The organism is Myxococcus sp. RHSTA-1-4, assembly GCF_020037125.1.
Classification (GTDB): Bacteria; Myxococcota; Myxococcia; order Myxococcales; family Myxococcaceae; genus Myxococcus.
This window is the reverse complement of record NZ_JAIQDG010000006.1, coordinates 11457-36453: the sequence shown is the minus strand read 5'-3', so window position 1 is coordinate 36453 and position 24997 is coordinate 11457. Positions and strand designations below refer to the sequence as shown.

Genomic DNA, 24997 nt, shown 5'->3' with positions numbered 1-24997 from the left:
TTAGTGCAGACCAGCTTCAAGACTGGTGACAAGGCGGTTTATCCGGGCCAGGGCGTCGGTGAGGTGATGGGTATCGAGCACACCGAAGTGGCCGGACAGCGCCAGTCGTTCTACGTGCTGCGCATCCTCGAGAACGGGATGCGGATCATGATCCCGATCAACAAGGTCGGGTCGGTCGGCCTCCGCGAAATCATCAGCGAGGAGGACGTCAAGCAGGTCTACTCCATCCTCAAGGAGAAGGACATCTCGGTCGACTCCACGACGTGGAACCGTCGCTACCGGGAGTACATGGAGAAGATCAAGACGGGCTCCGTCTTCGAGATCGCCGAGGTTCTGCGCGACCTCTACCTCCTGAAGGGCGACAAGGACCTGTCCTTCGGCGAGCGCAAGATGCTCGACACGGCCCGCTCGCTGCTCATCAAGGAGCTGTCGCTGGCCAAGGACTGCTCCGAGGAAGAGATCGAGGCGGACCTGAAGAAGATCTTCAACCTCGCCTGAGCCACCGGGCTTTCCGCCCGAGACTCTCCGCCCCGGGTTCCCTCGCAGGGACTCGGGGCTTCGTCTTTATGCGCGTGAGCGAGCCGCAGCCCACATCACCGGAGCAGGAGGAGCGGGACCGCCGCATCGCCGAGCTGGAGGCGCGGATGGCCCGGCGCCGCGTGGGCGTGAAGCCCGTGTCGGCGGTGCTGGCCATCGCCGTGGCCCTCGTGCTGCTGGGCATGCAGTGGCGGGACCTGGCGTACTTCTTCTCCCCACGGGAGCCGCTGACGCTGGGGGCGGAGGGCGCGTACCGCGTCGGGGCGCTCGACTCCAACCGCTACGCGCAGGTGCACGGCGTGCCCACGGTGCGCGGCGCCTACGAGCGTGGTGGCGACGGCGCCCTCTACGTGCTGGTGGGGCTGCGCGAGTCGCCCTTCATGGTGCGCCGGGCCGCGCTGCCCGGAGAGGAGTGGAGGACGGGGCGGCCGCCGCCACAGCCGGACCAGCGCCCCTTCGCCGTGCGTGGGCGGCTGCTGGTGGAGGACGAGGCCCCGCGCTACCGCGAGGCGCTCACCCTGCTGCGGAGCATGGGCGAGGTCCAGCCGCATGACGGGAAGCTGTGGCTGATTGTCGAAGGGGAGCGGCCGGGAGCGGACAGGGGACGGGTGCTGGTGGCCCTGGCGCTGCTCGCGTTCATCGCGCTCAACGCGGTGCTGCTGGTCAAGGGGCTGCGGCGGGGCTGAGGGCGTGGCAGGCCACGTGGAATCGAGGTTCCGTTCCGCCTGGGGCGGCCGGGGCTGACCTGCCGGGAAGGTGGAACTCCTGGGGGGCGAGGGCGTGGCAGGCCACATGGAATCGACGTTCCGTTCCGCCTGGGGCGGCCGAGGGGCTGACCTGCCAGGGAGGTGGAGTCCCTGGGGAATGGGAGCGTGGCGGGCCATGCGGAACGGACGTTCCGTTCCGGATAGAGGCTCCCGGGTGGCAGGCATGCCGGGGAGTCGGGGCTGGCATGCCCTCAGGCTCCGGGCATTCCGAGCATGTCCTCGGTTCCGTTCCTGCTACCGCCTGGGCGAGAGGGCTCCCCGGCGGAGCGCATCCGCGTCCTGAATGCGCCGGCGCATCAGCGCCTGCGCGAAGAAGGCGCGACCTTGCCGCGTGCCACATCCGCCGCGCTGGGGCCGGGCTCCGCTTGCCGCGTGGCTTCGGTCCGGGGTCCGGGCTCGGCGACCTGGGATTGTTCGGGCGAGGTGGGAGCCGTCACCGGGCTCGCGGAGGTCTCGGCTCCGGCTGCGGGAGGCTCGGCATCCGGCGCCGCTGCCGTCTGTGCCTCCGGCGTGCCGTCGGAAGCCTCCGCCGGGCCCGGGGCCGCTGGCGCGTCCTGCTCGGGAGCCATCCGCATGAGCGGCGCCGAGGGGCCCGGCTGGGGCGCCGGCGGCGTGGACGCGGCCTCGTCCCCCTCCGGCAGGCTCACCGCGATGAGGGTGAGCAGGGCCGCCACCGCGGAGCCCACGGCCGCCGCGATGAGCGCCACCCTCAAGGTGTCCGTGCCCGTCCACCGCCGGCCCGTGGCAATGGTGGCCGTCACCGAGGGGGCACCCACGGCTGGTGTGCTTCCGGGGCCGCGCAGGCGCAGCAGCGCGTTGCCCATGGAAATCTCGTCGCCGGGCATCACCACCACCTCGGAGGTGACGCGGTTCCGATTGAGGAAGGTGCCGTTCTGGCTGCTCAGGTCCTTCAGGAAGAAGTTGTCTCCGCGCCGGGTGAGCTGCGCGTGGCGGCGGCTGATGGACGGGTGCTGCAGCCGCAGGTCGGACGAGGACGAGCGCCCCATCACCAGCGGCCCCTGCTTCACGGGGACGAGCTGGCCCGTACCCGGTCCCCGCTCGACGTACAGGAAGGCAGGCGCATAGCCCGGGTCCGAGTACTCGCGGCCCAGGTCGAACCGCGCGGCCAGCTCGCGGTCATGGCTGCCGCGCTCCGTGCCCTGCCGCCGGCTCCGGCGCGAGCCCGCCGGGTACTGCGGCACGCGCTGCGGGCGCGGGTCGTCAGCCCGGAGGGGGGCTACCTCGTCATCATCGAAAGGAAGCTCCAACTCCACATCGGAGTCCTTCGGCGCCTGCGTGCCCGGCGGGCGGGGAGGGCGGGGCGGGCGCTTGGGATTCGGTGGAGCCATGTGGCCATTCTCCCTGATTGGAGGGCGGCGGGGAGGGGCGTTGTTCCCTCGCGTCCGAAGTCCACCATCCCCCTCGAATCCCCGGGCGAATGCTGGCCTGTGTGGGGACCTGGATCCTAGAGTGATGGCCACACCCACGACCACGGACACAGGAGGATCGTCGCACGTGACCCCGCAATCCATCCGGCTCTTCAACACGATGACCATGCAGAAGGAGCTGCTGGAGCCCGCCGTGCCCGGCGAGGTGGGTGTCTATGTGTGTGGTCCCACGACCTATAGCTACATTCACATTGGCAATGCCCGTACCTTCACCTCGTTCGACGTGGTGGTCCGGTACCTGCGCCACCGGGGGCTGAAGGTGACGTACGTCCGCAACTACACGGACGTGGACGACAAAATCATCAAGGCCGCGGCCGAGACGGGCGAGGCGCCGGTGGCCCTGGCGGCCCGCTACGTGGAGATCTTCCGCGAGGACGCGCGGGCGCTTCACCTGCTGGAGCCGGACGTGTCGCCCAAGGTGAGCGACCACATCCCCGAAATCATCGGCATCATCCAGAAGCTGGTGGACAGGGGACACGCGTACGCGTCCCAGGGCGACGTGTACTTCTCGGTGAAGAGCGACCCGGACTACGCGAAGCTGTCCAAGCGCAACCTGGAGGACCTGTCCGTCGGCGAGCGCGTGCAGCCGGGCGAGCAGAAGCGCGAGCCGCTGGACTTCGCGCTCTGGAAGGCGGCCAAGCCGGGGGAGCCCGCCTGGGACAGCCCCTGGGGGCCCGGGCGGCCGGGCTGGCACATCGAGTGCTCGGCCATGAGCGCGAAGTACCTGGGCGAGTCGTTCGACATCCACGGCGGCGCGCTGGACCTCATCTTCCCGCACCACGAAAACGAGATTGCCCAGAGCGAGTCGGCCAGCGGCAAGCGGCTCGCGAAGTACTGGATGCACTGCGGCTTCCTGGACCTGGAAGGCGCGAAGATGTCCAAGTCGCTGGGCAACGTGGTGCGCCTGCGCGACGCGCTCGCGAAGGTGGACCCGGAGGCCCTGCGCTTCTTCTTCCTCTCCACGCACTACCGCCACCCGCTCAGCTTCACCGACAAGGGGCTGGCGGACGCGGAAGCGCGCATGGAGTACTTCTACGAGACGCTGCGCAAGGTGGACGAGCGCGTGGCGGGCAAGGACTTCGGCAAGGGGCCGGTGCATGGCGAGCCGCACCGCTTCTTCACCGAGTTCGAGGCCGCCATGGACGACGACTTCAACACCGCGGGTGGCCTGGGCGCGCTGTCCGGCCTCTTCGTGCTGATGAACGAGCTGGCGGACAAGCCCCCGGTGAAGGACAAGGCGCTGGTGGGCCGCACGCTGCAGGCGCTGCGCGAGGACGTGCGCAAGGCCTCCGGCATCCTCGGCCTCTTCGAGGATGACGCCGGCCAGTGGCTCTTGCGCCGCCGAGAGCGGGCCGTGCGTGAGCGGGGCATCGACGTGGCGGAGGTGGAGCGCCTGATTGGTGAGCGGGCGGCCGCCCGTGCCGCGAAGGACTTCGCCGCGGCGGACCGCGTGCGCGGGACGCTCAAGGAGAAGGGCGTGGAAATCATGGACACGCCTGCCGGCACGACGTGGAAGGTGGCCCCGGCGCAGGGCTGAGGCGGCTGCTGCATGGGCCCGGAGCTTCGTGTTAGGGCTCCGGGCATCATGAAGCGCCTGCCGGCCCTGCTCCTCGCCCTGTGCTCCCTGACCGCGCTCGCGCAGCGCGCGCCGCTCGTCACCCCCGCGGAGCAGTCCGCCGCCAGGGACATCGTGCCGGACGTGCTGCGCGCGCACGTGCGCTTCCTCGCGAGTGATTTGCTGGAGGGCCGTGGCCCCGGCACTCGCGGGGACGCCCTGGCCCAGGCCTACATCGCCTCGCAGTTCGAGGCGCTCGGGCTGAAGCCCGCCGCCGAGGACGGCTCGTACTTCCAGCGGTTCGACCTGGTGGGCATCACCAGCAATCCCCAGCAGATGACGTTCCGCGCGCCGGGCGGCACGGCGGAGCTGAAGTTCCACGAGGACTTCATCGCCGTGTCCGGCGTGCAGGCGCCCGAGGCGAAGCTGGAGGAGTCCGAGCTGGTCTTCGTGGGCTACGGCATCCAGGCGCCCGAGTACCAGTGGGACGACTTCAAGGGGATGGACCTGCGTGGCAAGACGCTGCTCATCCTCAACAACGACCCCGAGGACGACCCCCAGCTCTTCGCGGGCCGCACGCGGCTCTGGTACGGCCGCTGGGATTACAAGTACGAGCAGGCGGCGAAGGTGGGCGCGGCCGGCGCCATCATCCTCCACACCACGCCCAGCGCGGGCTACCCGTGGCAGGTGGTGCAGACGTCGTGGTCGGGCGAGCAGTTCGAGCTGCCGGCCAGCGAGGAGGGCCCGCGCGTGCAGGTGAAGGCGTGGACCACGGAGGCCGCCACGCGCCGCGTGCTCCAGCTCGCGGGGAAGGACCTGGACGCGCTGCGGGCCGCCGCCCAGAAGCGGGACTTCCAGCCGGTGCCGCTCGGGGTGAGGGTGTCCACGCGCTTCCCCAGCGAGGTGCGCCGCCGGCCCACCGCCAACGTGCTGGCGATGCTGCCCGGAAGCGACCCGAAGCTGTCCCAGGAGGTGGTGCTCTACAGCGCGCACCATGACCACCTGGGGAAGAAGGAGGGCGGCAAGCCGGGCGAGGACACCATCTACAACGGCGCGCTGGACAACGCGGCCGGCGTGGCGGCGATGCTCGCGGCGGCGAAGGCCTTCCGCGCGCTGCCCCAGCCCCCGCGCCGCTCCATCCTCTTCGCCGCCGTGGCCGCGGAGGAGCAGGGCCTGCTGGGCTCCCAGTACCTCTCCGAGCACCCGCCGGTGCCTCACGGCCGCGTCGCCGCCAACATCAACATCGACGGCGCCAACATCCACGGCCGCACCCGGGACCTCACCGTCATCGGCCTGGGCAAGTCCAACCTGGACGCGCTCATCATCGGCCTGGCGAAGACGCAGGGCCGGGTGGTGAAGGCGGACCAGCTCTCCGACCGGGGCTTCTTCTACCGCTCGGACCAGTTCAACTTCGCGAAGCAGGGCATCCCCGCCGCCTACTTCGGCAGCGGCATGGACTTCGTGGGGCGGCCGGAGGGCTGGGGCAAGCAGCAGCGCGAGGCGTGGGAGGCGAAGCACTACCACCAGCCCTCGGACGAGCTGCGTCCCGAGTGGGACTTCTCCGGGGCGGTGGAGGACGTGCGCCTCTTCTTCCTCCTGGGCGCCCACATCTCACGCGCCCCGGAGCTGCCCCGCTGGAACCGGGGGGATGAGTTCGAGTCCGCCCGCCTGAGGGCCCTGGAGGCGCTCAAGGCCCCGAAGATGCCCCGGACTTCCGAGGGCGCTTCGAAGTAGCGAGCAGGCACGAACCGGCGGCCTTCTCGTCCGTGGAGTGTTAAACCTCACGGATATGCCCGAGTTCCAGATCGTCAGCGACCACAAGCCCGAGGGCGACCAGCCGAGGGCCATCGGAGAGCTCACGGAGGGCGTGCTGCGGGGTGACCGCTACCAGACGCTCCTGGGCGTCACGGGGTCCGGCAAGACGTTCACCATGGCGAACGTCATCGCCAACGTGAAGCGGCCCTCGCTGGTCATCGCCCACAACAAGACGCTGGCCGCCCAGCTCTACGGCGAGTTCAAGGCGCTCTTCCCGAACAACGCCGTCGAGTACTTCGTCTCGTACTACGACTACTACCAGCCCGAGGCCTACGTCCCGTCGACGGACACCTTCATCGAGAAGGACTCGTCCATCAACGACAACATCGAGCGGATGCGCCACTCGGCCACCCACTCGCTGCGCACCCGGGACGACGTCATCATCGTCGCCAGCGTGTCCTGCATCTACGGCCTGGGCGCGGCCCGCAGCTACGTGGACCTGGCGGTGCGCGCGGACGTGGGCGGGGAGCTGGACCGCGACACGTTCATGCGCCAGCTGGTGGCGGCTCAGTACGAGCGCAACGATCTGGACTTCCACCGCGGCACCTTCCGCGCGCGCGGCGACACCGTCGAGGTCTTCCCCGCCTACGAGGAGGAGCGCGCCGTGCGCGTCTCCTTCTTCGGCGACGAGGTGGAGAAAATCACCGAGTTCGACCCGCTGCGCGGCGTGACGATTGGCACGCTGGACAAGATCGTCATCTTCCCGGCCAGCCACTACGTGGCCGGAGAGGACGTGCGCAGGCGTGCGTTGCAGACCATCCGCGACGAGCTGTCCGAGCAGCTCCAGACCTTCAAGCGCGATGGCAAGCTGCTGGAGGCGCAGCGGCTGGAGCAGCGCACCATGTTCGACCTCGAGATGATCGAACAGGTGGGGTACTGCAGCGGCATCGAGAACTACTCGCGCCACTTCTCCGGCCGCGCCCCGGGGGAGCCGCCCCCGTGCCTCATCGACTACTTCCCGCGCAACCTGATGGTCCTCATCGACGAGAGCCACCAGACGGTGCCGCAGATTGGCGCCATGTACCGGGGCGACCGCGCGCGCAAGGAGACGCTGGTCAACTTCGGCTTCCGCCTGCCCAGCGCGCTGGACAACCGCCCGCTCAAGTTCGGTGAGTTCGAGGAGCTGGTGCCCCAGGCGCTCTTCGTCTCCGCGACGCCGTCCGAGTACGAGCTGCAGAAGTCCCACGGCGTGGTGGTGGAGCAGATCATCCGCCCCACCGGCCTGACGGACCCGGAGGTGGAGACGCGCCCCGTGGGCAACCAGGTGGACGACCTGCTGGAGGAGGTGCGTCTGCGCGTGGCCCGCAAAGAGCGCGTCCTGGTGACGACGCTCACCAAGCGCATGGCGGAGGACCTCACCGAGTACTTCGCAGACGTGGGCGTGCGCGTGCGCTACCTGCACTCGGACATCGACGCGATTGAGCGCACCGCCATCATCCGCGACCTGCGCAAGGGTGAGTTCGACGTGCTGGTGGGCATCAACCTCCTGCGCGAGGGCCTGGACATCCCCGAGGTGTCGCTGGTGGCCATCCTCGACGCGGACAAGGAGGGCTTCCTGCGCAGCCACGTGTCCCTCATCCAGACCATCGGCCGCGCCGCGCGCAACCTGAACGGCCGCGTCATCATGTACGCGGACACCCTCACCGACTCCATGAAGAAGGCGCTGGACGAGACGGCGCGCCGCCGCGAAATCCAGAAGAAGTACAACCAGGAGCACGGCATCACCCCGCGCTCCGTCAAGAGCAACATCACCGACCTGTCCGAGCACGCCGCCTACGACGCGGAGGACGCGGGCGCCCTGCCCATGGCCGCCGAGGGCGAGGACGACGTCCTCCAGCCCAAGGAGATCAAGCGGCTCATCGAGGAGTTCACCAAGGACATGCTCGCCGCCGCGGACGAGATGCAGTTCGAGAAGGCCGCCGAGTACCGGGACCGGGTGCAGCTCCTCAAGGACATGGACCTGGGGCTCAAGCCGGCGTCCCGCTCGCTGCTGAAGTCCCCCGCGAAGAAGGCGGAGGAGGAGCCGGCGCGCGGGCGTGGGAAGGGCCGGGGACGGGCTGGCGCGGGGGGCCGCACGTCGCGGGCCCGCGGGCGCCGGTAGCCGGTAGGAGGGGACCGCGCGAATGGACGTGAAGCTCCAGGAGAAGCTGGACGCGCTGCCCACCGAGCCCGGCGTGTACCTGATGAAGGACCGCCGCGGGCAGATCATCTACGTGGGCAAGGCCGTCAACCTGCGCAACCGGGTGCGCTCGTACTTCACGCGCACCGGGGACACGCGCGTCTTCGTGTCGCTGCTGGACCAGCTCCTGGGCGACATCGAGACGGTGCTCGTCCACAACGAGAAGGAGGCGCTCCTCCTCGAGAACGAGCTCATCAAGAAGCACAAGCCGCGCTTCAACGTGCTGCTCAAGGACGACAAGCAGTTCATCTCCTTGAGGCTCGACAGGACGCAGGCGTACCCGCGCCTGGAGGTGGTGCGCAAGTACGAGAAGGACGGGGCGCGCTACTTCGGGCCGTACTCCAGCGCGGGCGCCATCCGCGAGACGCTGCGCATCATCAACCGCTTCTTCCGCCTGCGCACCTGCACGGACCACGTGCTGGCCAACCGCAAGCGGCCGTGCCTGCTGCACCAGATTGGCCGCTGCCCCGCGCCGTGCGTCTACCCCGTACCCCCCGAGGACTACCGCCGCAGCGTGGACGAGGTGACGATGTTCCTGGAGGGCAAGGCCACCGAGCTGGTGGAGGGCCTGCGCCTGCGCATGAAGCGCGCCTCACAGGAGCTGAAGTTCGAGGAGGCCGCGCGCGTGCGCGATCAGCTCCAGGCGATTGAGCGCAGCCTGGAGCGGCAGAAGGTGGCCACCACCGACTTCAAGGACCAGGACGTCTTCGCCCTCTACCGCGAGGGAGACCGCATCCTGTTCTACGTCCTCTGGGTGCGGCAGGGCCGCCTCAACGGCGGGCAGGCCTTCCCCTTCGGGAGCCAGGAGTTCCCGGACGCGGAGCTCATCTCCTCGTTCGTCAACCTCTACTACGACCAGGGCAGCTTCGTGCCGGAGGAGGTGCTGCTGCCGCTGGAGCCCGACGACGGCACGGAGGGCCTGGAGGTCCTGCTCTCCGAGCGGAGGGGCGAGCGCGTGCGCATGCTGGTCCCCAAGCGGGGGGAGAAGCACGACCTCGTGCAGATGGCCGTGAAGAACGCCGAGCAGGCCTTCCTGGAGCGCCGCCGCACCAAGGACGAGACGGACGGAGTGCTCTCCCGCCTCCAGCAGAAGCTGGGCCTGCGCAACTTCCCGCGCCGCATGGAGTGCTTCGACATCTCCCACTTCCAGGGCTCGGCCATCGTCGCCTCGCAGGTGGCGGTGACGGATGGCGAGACGGACAAGTCGCGCTACCGCAAGTACAAGATCAAGACGCTGGAGAAGCAGGACGACTTCGCCAGCATGTACGAGGTGGTGACGCGCCGGCTGAAGCGCGGGCTGGAGGATGGCGACCTGCCGGACCTGCTCGTCATCGACGGCGGCAAGGGGCAGCTCGCCAGCGCGCACGCGGCCATGAAGGACCTGGGCGTGGAGAAGGTGGACGTGGTGGGCCTGGCCAAGAGCCGCGATCTGGAGGTGTTCGACCGGGACGCGGAGAGCGCCCGGAGCCCCGAGCGGGTCTTCGTGGTGGGGCGCAAGGACCCCATCGTGCTCCAGCAGAACTCCGCGGAGCTGTTCATGCTGACGCGCATGCGGGACGAGGCGCACCGCTTCGCGATCACGTTCCAGAAGCAGGTGCTGCGCAAGAGCCGGGTCCGCTCCGCCCTGGAGGACATTCCCGGGGTGGGGGAGGCGCGGCGGAAGATGCTGCTGCGCCACTTCGGTTCGCTCAAGCGGGTGGGGGAGGCCACCATCGAGGAGCTGGCGGAGGTGGTGGGGCCCGCGGTGGCCGAGCGGGTCCATGCCGGCCTCCACGGCCACCCGGAGGAGGATGTGGAGGACCCCGTACGTCAGGCCTCGCTGGACGACGCGAGCGAGCCGGTGGACGAAAAATCGCAGGGAGGGTCGCCACCCGGAGCAGCGTGATTAATTTCCGCTCCAGACTGCGGGGGAAGCGCGCTGAAACCGCGAAGTTCCCGGGGTTTTTCATTGCGACTGGGCTCGGCGCTGATTTATAGCGGTTGACGATCCGAGCATGTTTCTAGAGGGTGAGGGACCGACATGAGGCTGTATCCGAAGGTGATCCCGATCATCTCGCGCGAGGGAATTCAGCAGCTCATGCAGGACGGGGACATCGAGGTGGAGCCGATGCGCGTGGCTGACGCCGAGATGGACCTGTCGGCCATCATGCGCGAGTACCTTGCCAACGAAGAGCGTGTGAACCAGGCGACGCGCGAGGCGCTGGAGCGTCGCGGATATGACTACTCGAAGTTCAACCAGGTGAAGCGCGAGATGGCGGACGTCCGCGGCTTCAAGATGGGCGACGAGGGCATCGAGTACGTCATCAACCAGATGATCGAGTTCCTGCTCATCAGCCGCAACGTCGAAGAGGTGTACGCCGCCGACAACGTGCTGCGTCAGAAGCTCTTCGCGGTGATGAAGCGGCACCTGGACGTGGACGACGAAATCGACAAGGAGGCCCGCTCCCGCCTGAAGCACCTGCAGGAGGGCACCAGCGCCTTCGACATCGAGTACAACAAGACGGTCGAGCAGATCCGCCGCGCGCGGGGCCTCATCTAGCCTTTCGGGGAGGGGACTGCCGCGCCCCGCTCCGCTGCCTACCTTGTAAGACAAGGAGGCAGCGTCGATGGCGGGACCCTTCACCACGCTTCTATTGGCCGGTCTGCTGGCCACGTCGCCAGGCGGGTTCACGTTCGAGGGCCGGGAGGCCAGCGCGAGGACCGAGCGGCCGGACGGCTTCTTCATCCAAGGCCCACTGCCCTTCACGGACCTCGCCGAGAGTGGCTCGGGGAGCGCCTCGTTGTCGGTGGAGGACCGGGTCTCCCTGCCGGGCGCCACCTACGGAGACCTGGGCCAGCTCTCCGCCACCTTCCGCCTGGGCGGGGTGGAGTACCGGGTCGAGCTGACCCGGCCCGGCTTTCCACCTCCGCAGGCCTTGGGGCGGGCTGTCTCGGGCCCGCTTCCCCCGCCGCCACCTCATGCGATTGGGGGTGGGGTGCTGCTGGACGTGCCGATGTACGGCGACAGTGGCTTGAGCTGGGCGGTGATGACGCGCACGCACGCGGCGGTGGCGGTGTGGGGCGTGGGCAGCGTGTGGCGCAACGGGCAGCTCCTCACGGACATGGCCTTCGTCCACGCGGCGGCGCTGGCCGCGGGCGCGTACGCGGATGACGGCACGCACCGGTTGCTGCGGCAGGCGCGCTTCGGGGACTCGGAGCTGGTGGTGGCGGCGTGGAACCTGCCCGTGAGCGTGGAGCCTCGGGGCTTCGTCCAGTTCGTGCTCGAGGACGTGGCCATCTCCGTGGGCGGCGTGGACGTCCCCTCGGTGGCCTACCTGGAGAACACCGGGAACCCGCCCGCGGACTGGAGCCTGCTGACGCCGGTGCCGCCCACGGCCATCCTCGGAGCGCCGCCCCTCGCGTCGCCGCCCCCCGCCGAAACGGGCGTGGGGGGCGGGGGGACCGCTGGGGGCGCGACGGACCTGGAGGCGGCGCCCGGAGGCGCTCCGGAGACGACGCCCGGGGCGGCAACCGGACTGGGGGTTGCGGGCGGAGGGCGGGACATCGTCGGCACCGAGGGCGGCGGCGTGGTGACGGTGGGCGGGGCCACCATCGGGGGCGAGGGGACGGGCGGGAGCGGTGGCGCCGGCGTCGGTGACGGCACCGCGACGGGCGTTGGCGTGGGCACCGGAACAGGCGCTGACACCGGGACGGGGATGGGCGTCGCCACCGGGGCCGGGGCGGGCTTTACCTCCGGAGGGGGCACCGGGGCGGCCTCTGGCATCGGGGTGAGCGTGGGGACTGGCACGGTGCCGGGGACGGCGGAGTCCGGCGCCGCGCTTCCGGCGGGCGAGACGGGCGTGATTGGCGGGCCGGTGACGGCGACCACTCCCGCGCCCGCGGAGGGCTCGGGGGCCCTCGCCGGCACCGGGCAGCCCTCGGTGGCCGGCGTGGCGGGCGGGGCGGCGGTGACGCCACCGGGCTCGGCGGTGGGGCCGGCGCTGCCGGGCTCGGAGGTGCCGGGCCTTCCGGTGACGCCGGACGTGACGAGCGGCACGTTCCCCGTCACCGGGGCACCGAACCCGCCGGTGAACATCTCCGGCACGGTGCCGGGCACTCCCGCGCCGGGCTCGGCCCTGGCCGAGGAGGGCGTGGCCGTGCCGGGAACGGTGCCGCCGGGGACGCCGTCGGGCTTCGGGCCGGCGCCGCGCGCCTTCGCGCAGCCTCCCACGGTGTCCCTCTCGGGCTCCTTCTTCGTGCCGCCGCTGACGCCCGGCAGCTTCGAGTCGTTCCAGGGGGAGGCCCAGGTCACCTCGGGCATCATCGCCACGGTGCCGCCGCTCAACTCCGACCCGTCGACGCCTCCGCCGGCCCTGCTGGGCTCGCCCGCGCCGCTCAACGCCGGCCAGGCGCCGCCCCTGCTGGGCTCGCCGGCGCCGCTCACCGCCGCTCCGGCCACGCCGCTTCCGGCGGCGCCCGCTCCGGCCAACGTGAGTCCGGGCACCACCACTGCTTCACCGGGCGCGGCGGCTCCCCCGGCTCCGGCGGCGGCGCCGGGCTCACCCGGAGGCACGGCGGTGCCGCCGTCCATCTGACGCCCGGAGGCGCGCGGCTTCAGCGGGAGCGCGTGGCGGCGTGCGCCGGGTGCCTCAGGCTCGCGGCCTGGGACAGGCGCTTGCGGACCTGGACGATGACGTGGTGGAGGTAGTCCAGGCGCTGGAGGACGCGCAGGTCCTCTCCGGCCTCCAGCAGCGCCACCGGAGACAGGTTCTCCGTGCGCAGCGTGTCCAGCAGGTCGGTGAAGTGGGCCTCCACGTCACCGAGCGCGTCGAGCCCCTCGCGCAGGTCATCCTCGAGCAGGTCCACGAGCACGGCGGCGTCCGCGCGGGCCGGCAGGGAATGGGCGAGCCGCTCCATGGCCACGCGGACCGGGTCGGCGCGGCGCGGGAGCGCGGGGGCGGCGAGGGCGAGGGCCGGAGGGGGCATGCCCATGACGCTACAGGTGGGTAGCACCCCGTCAATTTTCCGGCCGGGCGGTCCGGCCGCTCACCACTTCATGTCTTCCTCGCCCCTGGCCTCCTGGCGCTTCTCGCCGGGGCGGGAGACGGAGGTGAGGGTGGCGCGCACGGCGCCCAGGTCCAGGGTGCCCACGGCGGCCAGGGGCAGGCGGCGGGCGTCGTCGGAAATCCACACGTGCACCTCGCGCTTCTGCGAGGGGCGGTCCAGGCGAATCGCGGTGCCCGTCATGTGCCAGGCGTTGAACTGGCCCAGCGGGGTGGTCACCTGCTCGCGCTTGAGCACCGAGCCCTGCATGCGCCACAGGCGGCGCACCCCGTACACGTCGAAGCACACCTGCATGTTCTCCTGCAGCGGGAGCTGGCGGAGCAGGTAGATGGAGCCGGCCACGTCCAGGCCGTCCTTGTCATAGGTGTAGTTGTACTGGCCCTTGGGGCGCTTGCCGATCTGGTAGTCCACCTTCACGGAGCGGTCCTTGTGGCCGAAGGCGACCTCCACCTTGCGGCGCATCTCGTTCTCCGTGGTGTCCTCGACGTAGCGCCGGGGGCGCAGCGTGCGCGGGTGGAGGTACGTGGTGGCGCTGCCGCGGACCCGGCGCACCTTGGAGAAGAAGGAGTTGGTCTGCGCCTCCACCTCCACCGGCAGGTGCCCGTCCTTCTGCTTGTGCACGCGCATGGTCATCTTCCCGGCCTGTGCGCCCATGGCGTCCAGGTCGAACTCGAGCACCTCGCCGGGCATGAAGGCCATGGGCGTGCGCAGCGCCGGCAGGGCCTGCGCGCAGGGCTCCACCTTGAGGCGTGACGCCTTCTTGTCCTTCTCCGTTTCCGCCGGCTTGTCGCCATCCGGCTTGTCGGCATCCGAGTCCGGGAGCTGGGCCCAGGCGGTGGCGGTGGACAGCATCAGCCAGGCCGCGAGGAGGGTGCGCATGGAGCTCATCCTTTTCCTTCCACAGGGACTACGGGGTGCTGTTGGGCGTCTGACGGCCCGGGCGCTTCGCATATTCGGATTCCGGCCACCGCTGCCGGAGCCGGGCCGTGACTTCCTGGCGGACCGCCTCCCATTCTCCCGCATCCCGGGTGATGTCCCAACCCGAGCGGGCCAGCCGGCCCGCGGCCGCCCGGGCGAAGGCGCCATCCCCCAGCTCCGTCAGGAGGCGGAGGTACTCGTAGTCCTCCAGGCCGTCGCGGATGTGCTTGAGGCGCAGGCTGACCACCGGCTGGTGGCCGGACGTACCCAGGCGGGCTGGTGTGCCCGGGTAGAAGAGGGTGCCGTCGCCGTTACCGCCGAACTCGAAGACGTCCGCCCACGGGTCCTTCTTCGTGTTGTAGGCGAAGACGGTGTCGAAATAGAGCTCGCCGTCCACCCCGGCCGAGAAGGCCAGCACGCCCATGGCCCGGTTGAGCGGGGCGGGGTGGTCCACCATGTAGGAAGCCCACCCGCTGTAGGCGGCGTCCACGGCCGGGTCCTCCGGCGGCCCGCCGTTGCAGCCATGGGAGTTGCAGCTCTGGTACCACCACACCTTCGCGCGCTTCGGCAGGCGCTCGCGCAGCGTGCCCGGCGTCAGGACGTTGCGGCACGTCTGGGGCCCGGGGCGCGGGTAGAAGCAGTTGAGCGTGGGGGTGAGGATGTCCGCCGCGCCGCGCAGCGCGTCATCCAGCGGGCTGGTGACGAGCACGGGGATGCCGCCGGCGGCGCGCACCCGCTTCGACTGGGCGTGCACCAGCGGCACGTCCTCCGGCTTCGGCTCGTCCTTGGCGTAGAAGAAGAGCTGCGCCGGCCAGCCCTTCCGCCGGAAGTGCTCGGCGAAGGCGCGGTAGTACGCCGTCTTCTCCGCGTCCGTGGAGGCCTGCCGGCTGTCGCGCACCTCGGCGGTGGTGAAGCGGGCCCCCGAGGGCAGCAGGCCGCCGTCGAGGAAGGGCCCCATCTCCGCGTCGTACGCGCGCCAGTCCACCACCGCGCGGCCGTCCTCGAAGCGCACCGGCGGCGGCGTCATGCTCATGCCGTGCGCGCTCACCCGGTGCTCCAGCAGGGCACGCCCGTACGCGCGCAGCAGCTCCCGGGCCTCGGGGGACTCCGGTGACACCCCGTGCCCGCGGGCGATGCTGTACAGCGACACGCCGAAGCTGGTGGGCAGCGACGCGGTGGCCGGCAGCGCGAAGGGTTGGACCTCCACCGTGAAGGGCACCGGCACACCCCGCGCGCCGTCCGCCTTCACCTTCAGCTCGCCGCGGTAGGTGCCCGGCGCCTGCTTCTCCGGCGCGCACACCTCCACGTAGAGGACGGCGGGGTGGCTCGTGTTCGCGACGGGCGCCTCCACCGGCACCAGCGCGTCCGGCCAGGGGCCCGGGCGGCCCTCTCCGTTGGACGGCGTCTTCACGTCCACGAAGACCTGGCGCCACACCGAGGCCTTCAGCGCGGCCCCGGGGCCCTTCAGGGACAGCGGCTCCGCCCGCGCGCGCTCCACGTGTCCGGGCAGCACCACCTGCGTGGCCTCGCACTCGCCTCGTGCCACGCTGAGCCGGGCCTCGCGGCGTCCCTCCACCGCGACACCCGGACGGATTTTCACCAGGGGCGACACCACCCGAGGCCCCGGGGTGGCGGACATCGCCGCCACCACTGCCCACGCCCATCCCGCTCCCATCCGCCCCCTTCACTCTCCAGCGGCCGTTACCCGCCGTTCTCCGCCCGGGCCACCGCCATGATGCGGCCCGGCTTGTAGTCGGTGATTTCCGCCACCATCGTCCCCAGCGCGAACTCCGCCTCCACGCGCACCGGCACGTGGGTGGGGTCGGTGGTGAGGTACACGAACATGTCCCGCTTGGACGCCAGGCTGCCGCCGAACTCCGCCTGCACGCGGACCTTGAAGACCTCCTTCGGCCCCAGGTCCGTCTTCATCACCTCGCGCGACTCCACCTTCGCGCGCATGGTGAAGCTCTTGCTGCCGGTGAAGACGGGGTAGTCGTACTCACGGCCCACCTCCAGGTCGCGGTTGCGCAGCGCGAAGGTGGCACCCGTCACGTCCAGCGTGCCCGTCTCCAGCTCGCGCGTGGACTCGCGCGGCGCCTCGCCCTCCTTCTGCTTCACGACGAGGGCGCTCCTGCCGTCCGGCTGCATCTTGATGCGCTGGCGGCGGCGCTTGCCGTTCTCGTCCGCGTGCAAATCACTCCCCAGCACGCGCTGTCTGGCGGCCTGCCAGTACGAGACGAACTTGTCCTTGATGGGCCACACGCCGATGAGGTCGTGGCTCTTCGCCAGCGCGACGATGGGCCACACGTCCTCGCCCCACTGCTTCATGGGCGCGCCCACCGTCACCTGCGCGGTGCCCGCCGTCACGCCGAGGTACTTCACGCGATACTGGGACTGCTCACCGGGGCCGAAGGCCGGATTGGCGGAGGACTCCTGGGCCATGGCCGTCGCCGACCACATCAGGCCCGCCAGCACCGCCGCGAATCCCCACTTGGACTGCGCACGCATCGAGTGAGCTCCCTCGCTAGGAAGTTAAGTAGCCTGGTCGTGGTCCGCCAGACCCGCCCCGGAACCATTCCCGACGCCGCCCATTTCCACTGACGTGCCTGGAGTCCAGGCATTCAACGGGTGCCCGCTCCCTCCACGAGGGGGCACGTGGAAGCGTCGCGGGCGCCACACTCTCGCACGCAAGGCCGACCTTGCGCCTCTTCCCGGCTTGAGCCCGGCCGCCCCCCGTGCGGCTTGCGGTGTCCACCGGAGGACAGCGCTGGTAGCCTTCGCCCCGGGCGGCCCTTCGGGGCGCCACCTGCCAGGAGGGTGCATGGCCAGCGACTACGACGACGATGATGACAAGGGCGCGGCGGGCGGCAGCCGGGTGTTCAAGGAGTTCGACTGCCCGGACTGTCACGCCAACAACCCCGTGGACGAGACGTTCACCGACGGGGACGAGGTGCGCTGCAACTACTGTGGCAACGAGTACAAGGTCCTCGTCAACGCGGAGGGCCGGGTGAAGTTCAAGGAGCTGTGAGTCCGGCCCACGGCCGGCTTCAGGTCCGCTCGCCGAAGATGGCGGTGCCCACGCGCACCACGGTGGCCCCTTCCTGGATGGCCAGCTCGAAGTCGTGCGTGGTGCCCATGGACAGGCCCGGCAGGCCGTGCGTCCGGGCCAGCTCGCGCAGTGTCTGGAAGTAGCCGCGCGCCCGCGCCTCGTCGTCCGTGGGCGGCGGCAGCGACATGAGGCCGACGAGCTGGAGGCCGGGCAGGGCGCGCGCCTCTTCCAGGAAGGCCCCGAGGGCCCCGGGCTCGAGGCCGCTCTTGGTGGCCTCTCCGCCCACGTTCACCTCGACGTAGCAGGGCAGGGGAGGCGCGCCCTCGCGGCGCTTGGACAGCTCGCGCGCAACCTCCGGCCTGTCCAGCGCGTGGAAGGCGCTGGCCACCCGCGCCACGTACTTCACCTTGTTCGTCTGCAAGGGGCCAATCGCGTGCCAGCGCAGGCCCTCGAGGTCCGCCAGCTCCGCGGCCTTGTCCCGCAGCTCCTGCGCGTAGTTCTCCCCGAAGTCCCGCTGGCCCGCGGCGTACGCCTCGCGGATGAGCGCCGCCGGCTTCAGCTTGGACACCGCCAGCAGCGTCACCGACTCCACCGGCCGCCCGGCGCGCGCGCACGCCGCCGCCACCCGCTCCCGCACCGCCGCCAGCCGCTCCGCCACGCTTCCACTCATGGTGAGGCCCTCCACGGCAGCGGCACTCCGGCGCGCTCCAGCAACGCCATCGTCTCGCCCAGCGGCAGGCCGATGACGTTGGTGGGGCTGCCCTCCACCGCGGCTACGAGAAAACCTCCACGTCCCTGGACGGCGTAGGCGCCCGCCTTGTCCAGCGGCTCGCCGGTGCCCGCGTACCAGGCAATCTCTCCCGCGCTGAGTGCTCGAAAGGTGACACGTGTACGGACCACCAGGGCCTCCTCGTGCCGGCCCGCCAGCGCCACGCCGGTGTGCACCTCGTGGGTGCGCCCGGACAGGCGGGAGAGCATGGCCCTCGCCTCCTCGGCGTCCCGGGGCTTGCCCAGCAGCTCCGGGCCCAGCACCACGGTGGTGTCCGCGGCCAGCACCCAGGCGCCGGGGTGGCGGGCGGCCACCGCGAGGGCCTTCTCCCGGGCCAGCCTCAGCACATAGGCCTCGGCCGCCTCCCCCGCGCGGGGCGTCTCGTCAATATCCGCCGCGGAGACGGTGAAGGACAGACCGAGCTGTGACAACAATTCCCTGCGCCGCGGCGAGGCCGATGCCAGGATGAGGGACGTTTGCTCTGCGTTCATGTGCATGTTACGGCTCGGCGCGGCCTTACCAGACTTGCGCCTCGGAGTGGACTCTTCGGATGAAACCCGCAGACCTCGTGTCGGCCATGAAGCGGACGGTGGAGCAGCTCGCCGCCTTCAACGAGATGGCGAAGGCGCTGACCTCCACGCTGGAGCTGCGCGAGGTGCTGGCGCTCGTCATGCAGAAGGTCAGCAGCCTGCTGCTGCCCCGCAACTGGTCCCTCATCCTCCAGGACGAGCGCACCGGGAAGCTCTACTTCGAAATCGCGGTGGGCGACGGCGCCGAGGTCTTGAAGGGCCTCCAGCTCAACCCCGGCGAGGGCATCGCCGGCGCCGTCTTCACCTCCGGTGTCGCCCGGCTCGTCCATGACGTGGGCGGCGACCCCAGCTTCTCCCCCCGCTTCGACCAGGCGTCCGCCTTCCACACCCGCTCCATCCTCGCCGTGCCCCTCATCGCCCGCGGCCGGGTGCTGGGCATCATCGAGCTGGTCAACGGCCCCTCCGACCCGCCCTTCACCAACGAGGACCTCACCACCCTCACCGCGATTGCCGACTACGCGGCCATCGCCATTGAAAACGCGCGCAACTTCCGCCGGGTGCAGGAGCTCACGATTACCGACGAGCACACCGGCTGCTACAACGCCCGGCACCTGCGCGCGCTGCTGGAGCACGAGGTGAAGCGCGCGGCGCGCTTCCGCCACCCGCTGGCGCTCGTCTTCCTGGACCTGGACCACTTCAAGAGCATCAACGACAGCCACGGGCACCTGATGGGCAGCGCCGCCTTGAAGGAGGTGGGCGACATGCTCATGGGCCTGGGGCGGCAGAACCTGGACGCCGTCTTCCGCTACGGCGGAGACGAGTTCGCCATGCTGCTGGTGGAGACGGACCTGGACGGGGCCACCGTCATCGGCCAGCGCATCTGCGACGCCTTCCGCGGGCGGAGCTTCCTGAAGGAGCACGGGCTGGCCGTGCGCCTCACCGCCAGCGTGGGCGTGGCCACCTTCCCGGACCACGCCAGCTCCGCCATGGACCTCATCCGCGCGGCGGACTTCGCCATGTACGCGGCCAAGGCCCGGGGCCGGGACGGCCTCAGCATCGCCGTGCCTCCCGCCCCCGACAACGGCTCCTCCGACTTCCCCGCGCGCTGACGGCGGGGCTCCTGAAAAGGCCAAGGGCCGGGAAGGGGAGCAACCCCCGGCCCGGCCCTCGTGGCACGTCCCTCGTGTGAGAAAGGAGGGGCCTCAGCCCGCGCCCAGCACCGAGTCGATGGCCTGGGCGTTGGTCACCACGTTGCCGCTCTTCTTCAGCGCCTTGAGGAAGGACTCCGTCAGCTCGATGGACTTGGCCTGACGGGCCTGGGCGCGCAGCTCCTCCTTGCGCTTCTCGAAGCCCTCGGCGTCCGGCTTCTGGCGCTCCACCACCTGCGCCACCACGAAGCCCTCGCCCACCGGGAAGACCTGGTCCAGCGCCTGCGGGCCGCTGGCCGCGAAGGCCGCCTTCACCAGCGCGGGCGCGGGGCCCAGGTGCGGCACCGCCTCACCCTCGGCGGTGAACTTGTCCGTCTCCACGGCCTCCGGACGCGTCTCCGTCTCGAAGCGCAGCAGGGCCGGCTGCTCCTTCTCCGGCGGGAAGAGCTCCTTCAGGCCGCGGCCGCCCTGCACGGTGGCCAGCGCCTTCTCCGCCTCGGCGCGGGCCGTCTCCTTCGCGCGCTCCTGCTTGTAGAGCGTGGTGGCGATCTCGTCCTGGACCTCCTCCAGCTTCTTGTCCTGGGCGGGCTGCTTCTCCTCCACCTTCACCACGTGCACGCCGAACTTCGTCTCCACCGGCTGCGTCATCTCTCCGGCCTTGAGCGCGAAGGCCGCGTCCGCCAGCGCCGGCTCCCAGCTGCCGCGCTCCACCCAGCCCAGGTCGCCGCCGCGCGCCTTGCTGCCCGGGTCCTCGCTGCTCTCGAGCGCCACGGCGGCGAAGTCCTTGCCGCCCTCGATTTCCTTGCGCAGCGCCTCGGCCTTCGCCTTCGCCTGGGCCTTCTGCTCGCCGGTGGCGTCCGGGGCCAGCTTCACCAGCACCTGCCGCGCGCGGATGCGCTCCGGCTGCTGGTACACGAAGCGGTTGGCCTCGTAGTAGTCCTTGATTTCCTTCTCGTGCGCCTTCTTCCACTCCGCGAGCTGCGCGGCGGTGGGGGCCTGCACCTTCTCCGCGTACATGGTGGGCAGGAAGCGCGCGAAGACGACCTTGGCCTGGTTGCCCTCCTTCTCGTAGCGGGCCCGGACCTCGTCGTCGGACACCACCGCGTTGGCGCGCACCACCTCCACCATCTTCTGGGCCGCGAGCTGACGGCGCAGCTCACCCTCGAACTCCTGCGGCGTCTTCCGGTAGAAGTCGCGCAGCACCTGCTGGTAGCGGGTGAAGTCGAACTGGCCCTCCTTGTTGTGGAAGTCCGGGCTCTGGTGGATCAGCTTGCGCAGCTCCTCGTCGGACGGGCTGATGCCGTGGCGCTCGGCCGCCTGGGCGAGCAGCTCGGTGTTGACCAGCCCCTCGAGCACCTGGTTGTGCATGCCGAACTGGCGGGCCATGGACTCGGGGATGGGGCTACCCTGGGCGCGCAGGCGCTGCATCTGCCGGGCCCACGCATTGGCGAAGTCCCGCATGGGGATTTCCTTGCCATTCACCGTGGCCACCGAACCAGGGGCCGTCGTCGTGCCCGTGCCGCCGAAGCCGCTGCTGCCCGGCCCGAACGACAGCGTGAACACCACCGCGATGGCGATGATGAACACCAGCGATATGACCTTCCGGGGATTCAGACCGTCCATTGTCGTCACTTCGAGGGCAAACGCGCCGAGAAAACCCGTGCGGAAGGACTCGCGACGCGGTGTTGTTGGTAGCCCGGCCGGTGGGTGGTGGAGCTGCGACCACCATCGACACAGGGCCTTGACTGCCTAGGACAACGCACCGGAAAATGCAAGCGATTTAGAGACTTTAGCCCGCCCCCACCCCTCCCGCTCCCACCCTCCCACCCCGGGATTCCGCCCCTTGCTGTCGCTCCTCAAGCGATACCGCCGCCCCCTCATCGTGGGCATCCTGCTGCTCTACCCGCTCATGGCCTTCCTGCTGAGCGGGCGGAGGGTCAGGGACCCCAACCCCCTGGACAGGGCCGTCATCGCCCTGTCCTCGCCCGTCCAGCAGGCGCTCACCGCCGCCATCGAGGGCTCGGTGGCCGCCGTCCGGGGCTACCTGGACCTGCGCGGGGTGCGGCAGGAGAATGACGCGCTGCGCCTGGAGAACCTCCAGCTCCGGGCGGCGGTGCAGTCGCTGGGGGAGGCCCGCACGGAGAACGAGCGGCTGCGCAAGCTCCTGGGCTACGCGGAGACGGCGGAGGGGCCGGAGATTCCGGCGCGGGTGGTGGGCGTCAACCCGGTGGCGAAGCTCCTGTCGGTGCGCATCAGCAGCGGGGAGAAGGACGGGGTGTTCCGTGGCATGTCGGTGGTGACGCCGGACGGCATCGTCGGGCAGGTCATCCGGGCGACGGGGGGCTACGCGGACGTGGCGCTGGTGACGGACCCGCAGAGCCGGGTGGCGGTGCGGGTGCAGCGCTCGCGGGCGCGTGGCACGGCGGCGGGGACGGGCGCGGGGCCGCTCAAGCTGGAGAACATGCTGCGCACCGAGGACGTGGAGAACGGCGACCTCATCATCACCGCGGGAACGGATGGCATCTATCCTCCGGGCATGGTGGTAGGCACGGTGACGAACCTGGAGAAGAAGGAGCACGGCATGTTCCAGGGCGCGGACATCGTTCCGGCGGTGGATACGAGCAAGCTGGAGGAGGTGTTGGTGGTGGGCAGCCCCTATAGCGCCATGGCACCGGGAAGCACCGGGGAGGGCGCGTCGAAATGAAGTTCCTGGTGACGGTGGGTCTCGCGCTGGCGTTGCTCACGCTGGAGTCGGTGGTGGTGAAGCAGGCGGGCCTGGTGCTCGGCCGGATTGACGTCACCGTGGTGCTGGTGGCGTTCCTGGCCCTGCGCGCCACGCTGCTGGAAGGGGCCTTCTCCGCCTTCGCGGTGGGCTACCTGCTGGACCTCATGAGTGGCCAGCCCACGGGGCTGTTCACCTTCCTGGCCGTCTTCACCTTCCTGGTGGGCCGGCTGGTGTCCACCTTCGTGGACGTGCGCGGCGCCATGTCCTTCGCCCTGTTCGCCATGGGCGCGGACGTGGGGCACGGGCTGCTGGCCGCGTTCTTCACCTGGCTGACGGTGAAGAACGGCAGCACGTCCTCGCTGCTGTCGGGCCTGCCCCTGCAGGTGGTGCTCACGGGGGCGGCGGCGCTGGCGCTCTTCCCGCTCCTGCGCCGCTTCGAGGCGGGGCAGGACCGCCAGGTGGGGCTCTTGCGGTGACACCTCCCACGCTGGGCAACACGACGCCGGGCCGCGAGCTGAAGCGGCGCTTCCTGTGGCTGGGCCTCGCCATGTCACTGGGCCTGGTGATGCTGTCCATCCAGCTCTACCGGCTGCAAATCACCCGGGGCGACGAGTACGCCGCCAAGAGCGTGGCCAACTTCGTCAAGGAGGTGCGGCTGCGCGCCGACCGCGGCGTCATCAAGGATGCGCGCGGCACCATCCTGGTGGACAGCCGCCCGTCGTTCGACGCCTTCATCACCCCGGCCTTCTGCACGGACTGCTTCGAGCAGGTGATTCCGCGGCTCGCGGAGCTGCTCCAGTGGGACGCGGACCAGCGCAAGAAGGTGGAGGACACGGTGCGCATGGGACGGCGCAACGCGCCCTTCCAGCCGGTGCCGGTGCGCGTGGACCTCACCCGCGACGAGTACGACCGGCTGGCCGCCCGCCGCGACATCCTCGACGGCGTGGAGGTGGCGCCCGTCCCGCACCGCTTCTACCGCACCAACACCGTGCTGTCGCACGTGCTGGGGTACATGAACGAAATCACCCAGGAGGAGCTGGAGCGGCTCAACGCCGACGGCGGGCGGTACGCCCTGGGGGACTACATCGGCCGGCGCGGCCTGGAGCGCTACTTCGAGCAGCGCCTGCGCGGTCAGGACGGCGTGCGCAAGGAAGTGGTGAACGCGCGCGGCCAGACGATTGAGGAGCTCAACGTCAAGCTCGGCGACAACGCGGTGGTGCCGCCCGTCGCCGGCAGCAACCTGGTGCTGTCCATCGACATGCGCCTGCAGGAAGAGGCGGAGCGCGCCTTTCCGGGCGCGACGGGAGCGGTGGTGGCCATCGACGTGAACACCGGCTTCATCAAGGCGCTGGTGTCCCGGCCGGGCTTCGACCCCAACCTGCTCACCGGCCGTGTCACGCCGGCGCAGATGGCCTTGCTGTCGAGGGATCCGCTGGAGCCGATGGTCAACCGCGTGGCCGCCGAGCACTACAGCCCGGGCTCCACCTTCAAGGTCGTCACGCAACTGGCCGCCTACAAGTCGGGCAGCTTCCGCCCGGAGACGATGGTGAGCTGCCCCGGCGGCTACCGGCTGGGCGCGCGCACCTGGCGCTGCCACAAGGACAGCGGCCACGGGCTCATGGACGGCTACAACGCGATGAAGACCTCCTGCGACACCTGGTTCTACAAGGTGGCGGATACCATCGGCCTGGACCCGATTGGCGAGATGGGCAAGGCGCTGGGCCTGGGGGCGCCCACGGGCATCAACGTGGTGGCGGAGGTGCCGGGCATCATGCCGACCAGCGCGTACCACGACAAGGCGTCGCCCGGCGGCTACACCAAGGGCATGGCGCTCAACAGCGCCATCGGTCAGGGCGACAACAACGTGACGCCGCTGCAGCTGGCGCTGGTGTACGCGGCCATCGCCAATGGCGGCACGCTCTACAAGCCGCAGATGGTGCAGCGGCTGGAGAACCTGGACGGGCAGGTCATCGAGGAGTTCAAGCCGGAGGTCGTCCGCCGGGTGGACATCCCCCGCGCGCACCGCGACGCGGTGGTGGAGGGGTTGGTGAAGGTGGCCCAGGAGCCGGGTGGCACCGCGTACCGCGCGCGCATGGCGGGCATCAGCGACAAGAGCATGAAGGTGGCGGCCAAGACGGGCACCGCGCAGGTGGCCCGGCTCGGCACGGTGCGTCTGAAGACGCACCAGATGAGCTACTTCGAGCGGGACCACGCGTGGTTCGCCGGCTTCGCTCCGGCGGACAAGCCGGAGCTGGCCATCGTCGTGCTGAACGAGCACGGCGGCCACGGCGGCTCGGACGCGGCGCCCACGGCGATGGCCGTCATCCAGAAGTACTTCGACTTGAAGAAGCAGGACGCCACGGCGCCGCCGCCGCGTCCCAACCAGCCCTACACGCCGTCCGTGTCGCGCCGCGCGCCGAGCGCCGACGAGGCGGCGCTGACGCGGGGCGTGCTGCCTCCGGCGCAGTTGCCGGGTGACGAAGAGGACGACACGCGTGCAACTGCGGATTGAGC

General features: G+C 70.4%; 21 protein-coding genes. 13 read left to right on the top strand and 8 right to left on the bottom strand.

Annotated features, from left to right (window positions below):
- Nucleotides 1-3 precede the first annotated feature (3 nt).
- Together K8638_RS10915 and K8638_RS10910 are read left to right on the top strand one after the other, a co-directional pair.
- A complete protein-coding gene (locus K8638_RS10915) occupies nt 4-498 on the top strand; it encodes a CarD family transcriptional regulator (protein ID WP_223754403.1) in 495 nt (164 codons plus the stop codon).
- Between the two features lie 74 nt (nt 499-572).
- Nucleotides 573-1223, top strand: coding sequence for a hypothetical protein (locus K8638_RS10910; protein ID WP_223754402.1), 651 nt, complete (start codon nt 573-575; stop codon nt 1221-1223).
- Between the two features lie 377 nt (nt 1224-1600).
- On the opposite strand, the gene K8638_RS10905 is transcribed toward K8638_RS10910, so the two are convergent.
- A complete protein-coding gene (locus K8638_RS10905) occupies nt 1601-2653 on the bottom strand; it encodes an FHA domain-containing protein (RefSeq protein ID WP_223754401.1) in 1053 nt (350 codons plus the stop codon).
- 124 nt (nt 2654-2777) lie between these two features.
- On the opposite strand from K8638_RS10905, the gene cysS reads away from it, so the two are divergent.
- The 6 genes from cysS (at nt 2778) to K8638_RS10875 (ending at nt 12875) form a co-directional block, all read left to right on the top strand.
- Nucleotides 2778-4289 carry a cysteine--tRNA ligase gene (cysS, locus tag K8638_RS10900; protein WP_223754400.1) on the top strand — a complete coding sequence of 504 codons (1512 nt, stop codon included), beginning with the start codon at nt 2778-2780 and terminating at the stop codon, nt 4287-4289.
- 48 nt (nt 4290-4337) lie between these two features.
- Nucleotides 4338-6041 carry a M28 family metallopeptidase gene (locus K8638_RS10895; protein ID WP_223754399.1) on the top strand — a complete coding sequence of 568 codons (1704 nt, stop codon included), beginning with the start codon at nt 4338-4340 and terminating at the stop codon, nt 6039-6041.
- 55 nt (nt 6042-6096) lie between these two features.
- Nucleotides 6097-8223: an excinuclease ABC subunit UvrB gene (gene uvrB, locus K8638_RS10890; RefSeq protein WP_223754398.1), complete on the top strand. Its 2127-nt coding sequence runs from the start codon at nt 6097-6099 to the stop codon at nt 8221-8223.
- A 22-nt stretch (nt 8224-8245) separates the two neighbouring features.
- Entirely contained in the window at nt 8246-10186 is a 1941-nt protein-coding gene (gene uvrC, locus K8638_RS10885; protein ID WP_223754397.1) for an excinuclease ABC subunit UvrC, read from the top strand.
- A gap of 135 nt (nt 10187-10321) precedes the next feature.
- Nucleotides 10322-10840 (top strand): DUF507 family protein, encoded by a 519-nt coding sequence (locus K8638_RS10880; RefSeq protein WP_169349410.1) that lies wholly within the window; start codon nt 10322-10324, stop codon nt 10838-10840.
- A gap of 67 nt (nt 10841-10907) precedes the next feature.
- The gene (locus K8638_RS10875) at nt 10908-12875 is read left to right on the top strand and encodes a hypothetical protein (RefSeq protein ID WP_223754396.1); all 1968 of its coding nucleotides are present in this window, start codon (nt 10908-10910) and stop codon (nt 12873-12875) included.
- A gap of 19 nt (nt 12876-12894) precedes the next feature.
- On the opposite strand, the gene K8638_RS10870 is transcribed toward K8638_RS10875, so the two are convergent.
- From K8638_RS10870 to K8638_RS10855, 4 genes are read right to left on the bottom strand one after another with little or no spacing between them, the layout of a single operon-like run.
- Nucleotides 12895-13266 carry a hypothetical protein gene (locus K8638_RS10870; RefSeq protein ID WP_223754395.1) on the bottom strand — a complete coding sequence of 124 codons (372 nt, stop codon included), beginning with the start codon at nt 13264-13266 and terminating at the stop codon, nt 12895-12897.
- 60 nt (nt 13267-13326) lie between these two features.
- On the bottom strand, nt 13327-14232 hold the full coding sequence (locus K8638_RS10865) for a DUF3108 domain-containing protein (protein WP_223754394.1): 906 nt from the start codon (nt 14230-14232) through the stop codon (nt 13327-13329).
- 19 nt (nt 14233-14251) lie between these two features.
- On the bottom strand, nt 14252-15937 hold the full coding sequence (locus tag K8638_RS10860; protein WP_223754393.1) for a DUF4091 domain-containing protein: 1686 nt from the start codon (nt 15935-15937) through the stop codon (nt 14252-14254).
- A 26-nt stretch (nt 15938-15963) separates the two neighbouring features.
- Nucleotides 15964-16770 carry a DUF3108 domain-containing protein gene (locus tag K8638_RS10855; RefSeq protein ID WP_223754392.1) on the bottom strand — a complete coding sequence of 269 codons (807 nt, stop codon included), beginning with the start codon at nt 16768-16770 and terminating at the stop codon, nt 15964-15966.
- A 313-nt stretch (nt 16771-17083) separates the two neighbouring features.
- Between K8638_RS10855 and K8638_RS10850 the strand changes: the two genes are divergently transcribed.
- Complete coding sequence (locus tag K8638_RS10850) at nt 17084-17290, top strand: hypothetical protein (protein ID WP_223754391.1); 207 nt, start codon at nt 17084-17086, stop codon at nt 17288-17290.
- 19 nt (nt 17291-17309) lie between these two features.
- Here the strand turns inward: K8638_RS10850 and K8638_RS10845 are convergent, their stop codons facing one another.
- On the bottom strand, nt 17310-17981 hold the full coding sequence (locus K8638_RS10845; RefSeq protein ID WP_223754390.1) for a YggS family pyridoxal phosphate-dependent enzyme: 672 nt from the start codon (nt 17979-17981) through the stop codon (nt 17310-17312).
- Nucleotides 17978-18577, bottom strand: a complete 600-nt coding sequence (locus K8638_RS10840; protein ID WP_223754389.1) for a nucleoside triphosphate pyrophosphatase — start codon at nt 18575-18577, stop codon at nt 17978-17980. Before K8638_RS10840 ends, K8638_RS10845 begins: the two co-directional genes overlap by 4 nt.
- Before the next feature lie 53 nt (nt 18578-18630).
- Here K8638_RS10840 and K8638_RS10835 point away from each other — a divergent pair, with 53 nt between their 5' ends.
- Nucleotides 18631-19719, top strand: a complete 1089-nt coding sequence (locus K8638_RS10835; protein WP_223754388.1) for a diguanylate cyclase — start codon at nt 18631-18633, stop codon at nt 19717-19719.
- A gap of 93 nt (nt 19720-19812) precedes the next feature.
- Here the strand turns inward: K8638_RS10835 and K8638_RS10830 are convergent, their stop codons facing one another.
- On the bottom strand, nt 19813-21381 hold the full coding sequence (locus K8638_RS10830; protein ID WP_223754387.1) for a peptidylprolyl isomerase: 1569 nt from the start codon (nt 21379-21381) through the stop codon (nt 19813-19815).
- A 220-nt stretch (nt 21382-21601) separates the two neighbouring features.
- Here K8638_RS10830 and mreC point away from each other — a divergent pair, with 220 nt between their 5' ends.
- Genes mreC through mrdA form a run of 3 tightly spaced genes read left to right on the top strand, consistent with a single transcriptional unit; the run spans nt 21602 to nt 24995 of the window.
- Complete coding sequence (gene mreC, locus K8638_RS10825; protein WP_223754386.1) at nt 21602-22462, top strand: rod shape-determining protein MreC; 861 nt, start codon at nt 21602-21604, stop codon at nt 22460-22462.
- On the top strand, nt 22459-22959 hold the full coding sequence (locus K8638_RS10820) for a hypothetical protein (RefSeq protein WP_223754385.1): 501 nt from the start codon (nt 22459-22461) through the stop codon (nt 22957-22959). Before mreC ends, K8638_RS10820 begins: the two co-directional genes overlap by 4 nt.
- Nucleotides 22956-24995, top strand: a complete 2040-nt coding sequence (gene mrdA, locus K8638_RS10815; protein WP_223754384.1) for a penicillin-binding protein 2 — start codon at nt 22956-22958, stop codon at nt 24993-24995. The genes K8638_RS10820 and mrdA overlap by 4 nt, the downstream gene beginning before the upstream one ends.
- The last annotated feature ends 2 nt before the right edge of the window (nt 24996-24997 follow it).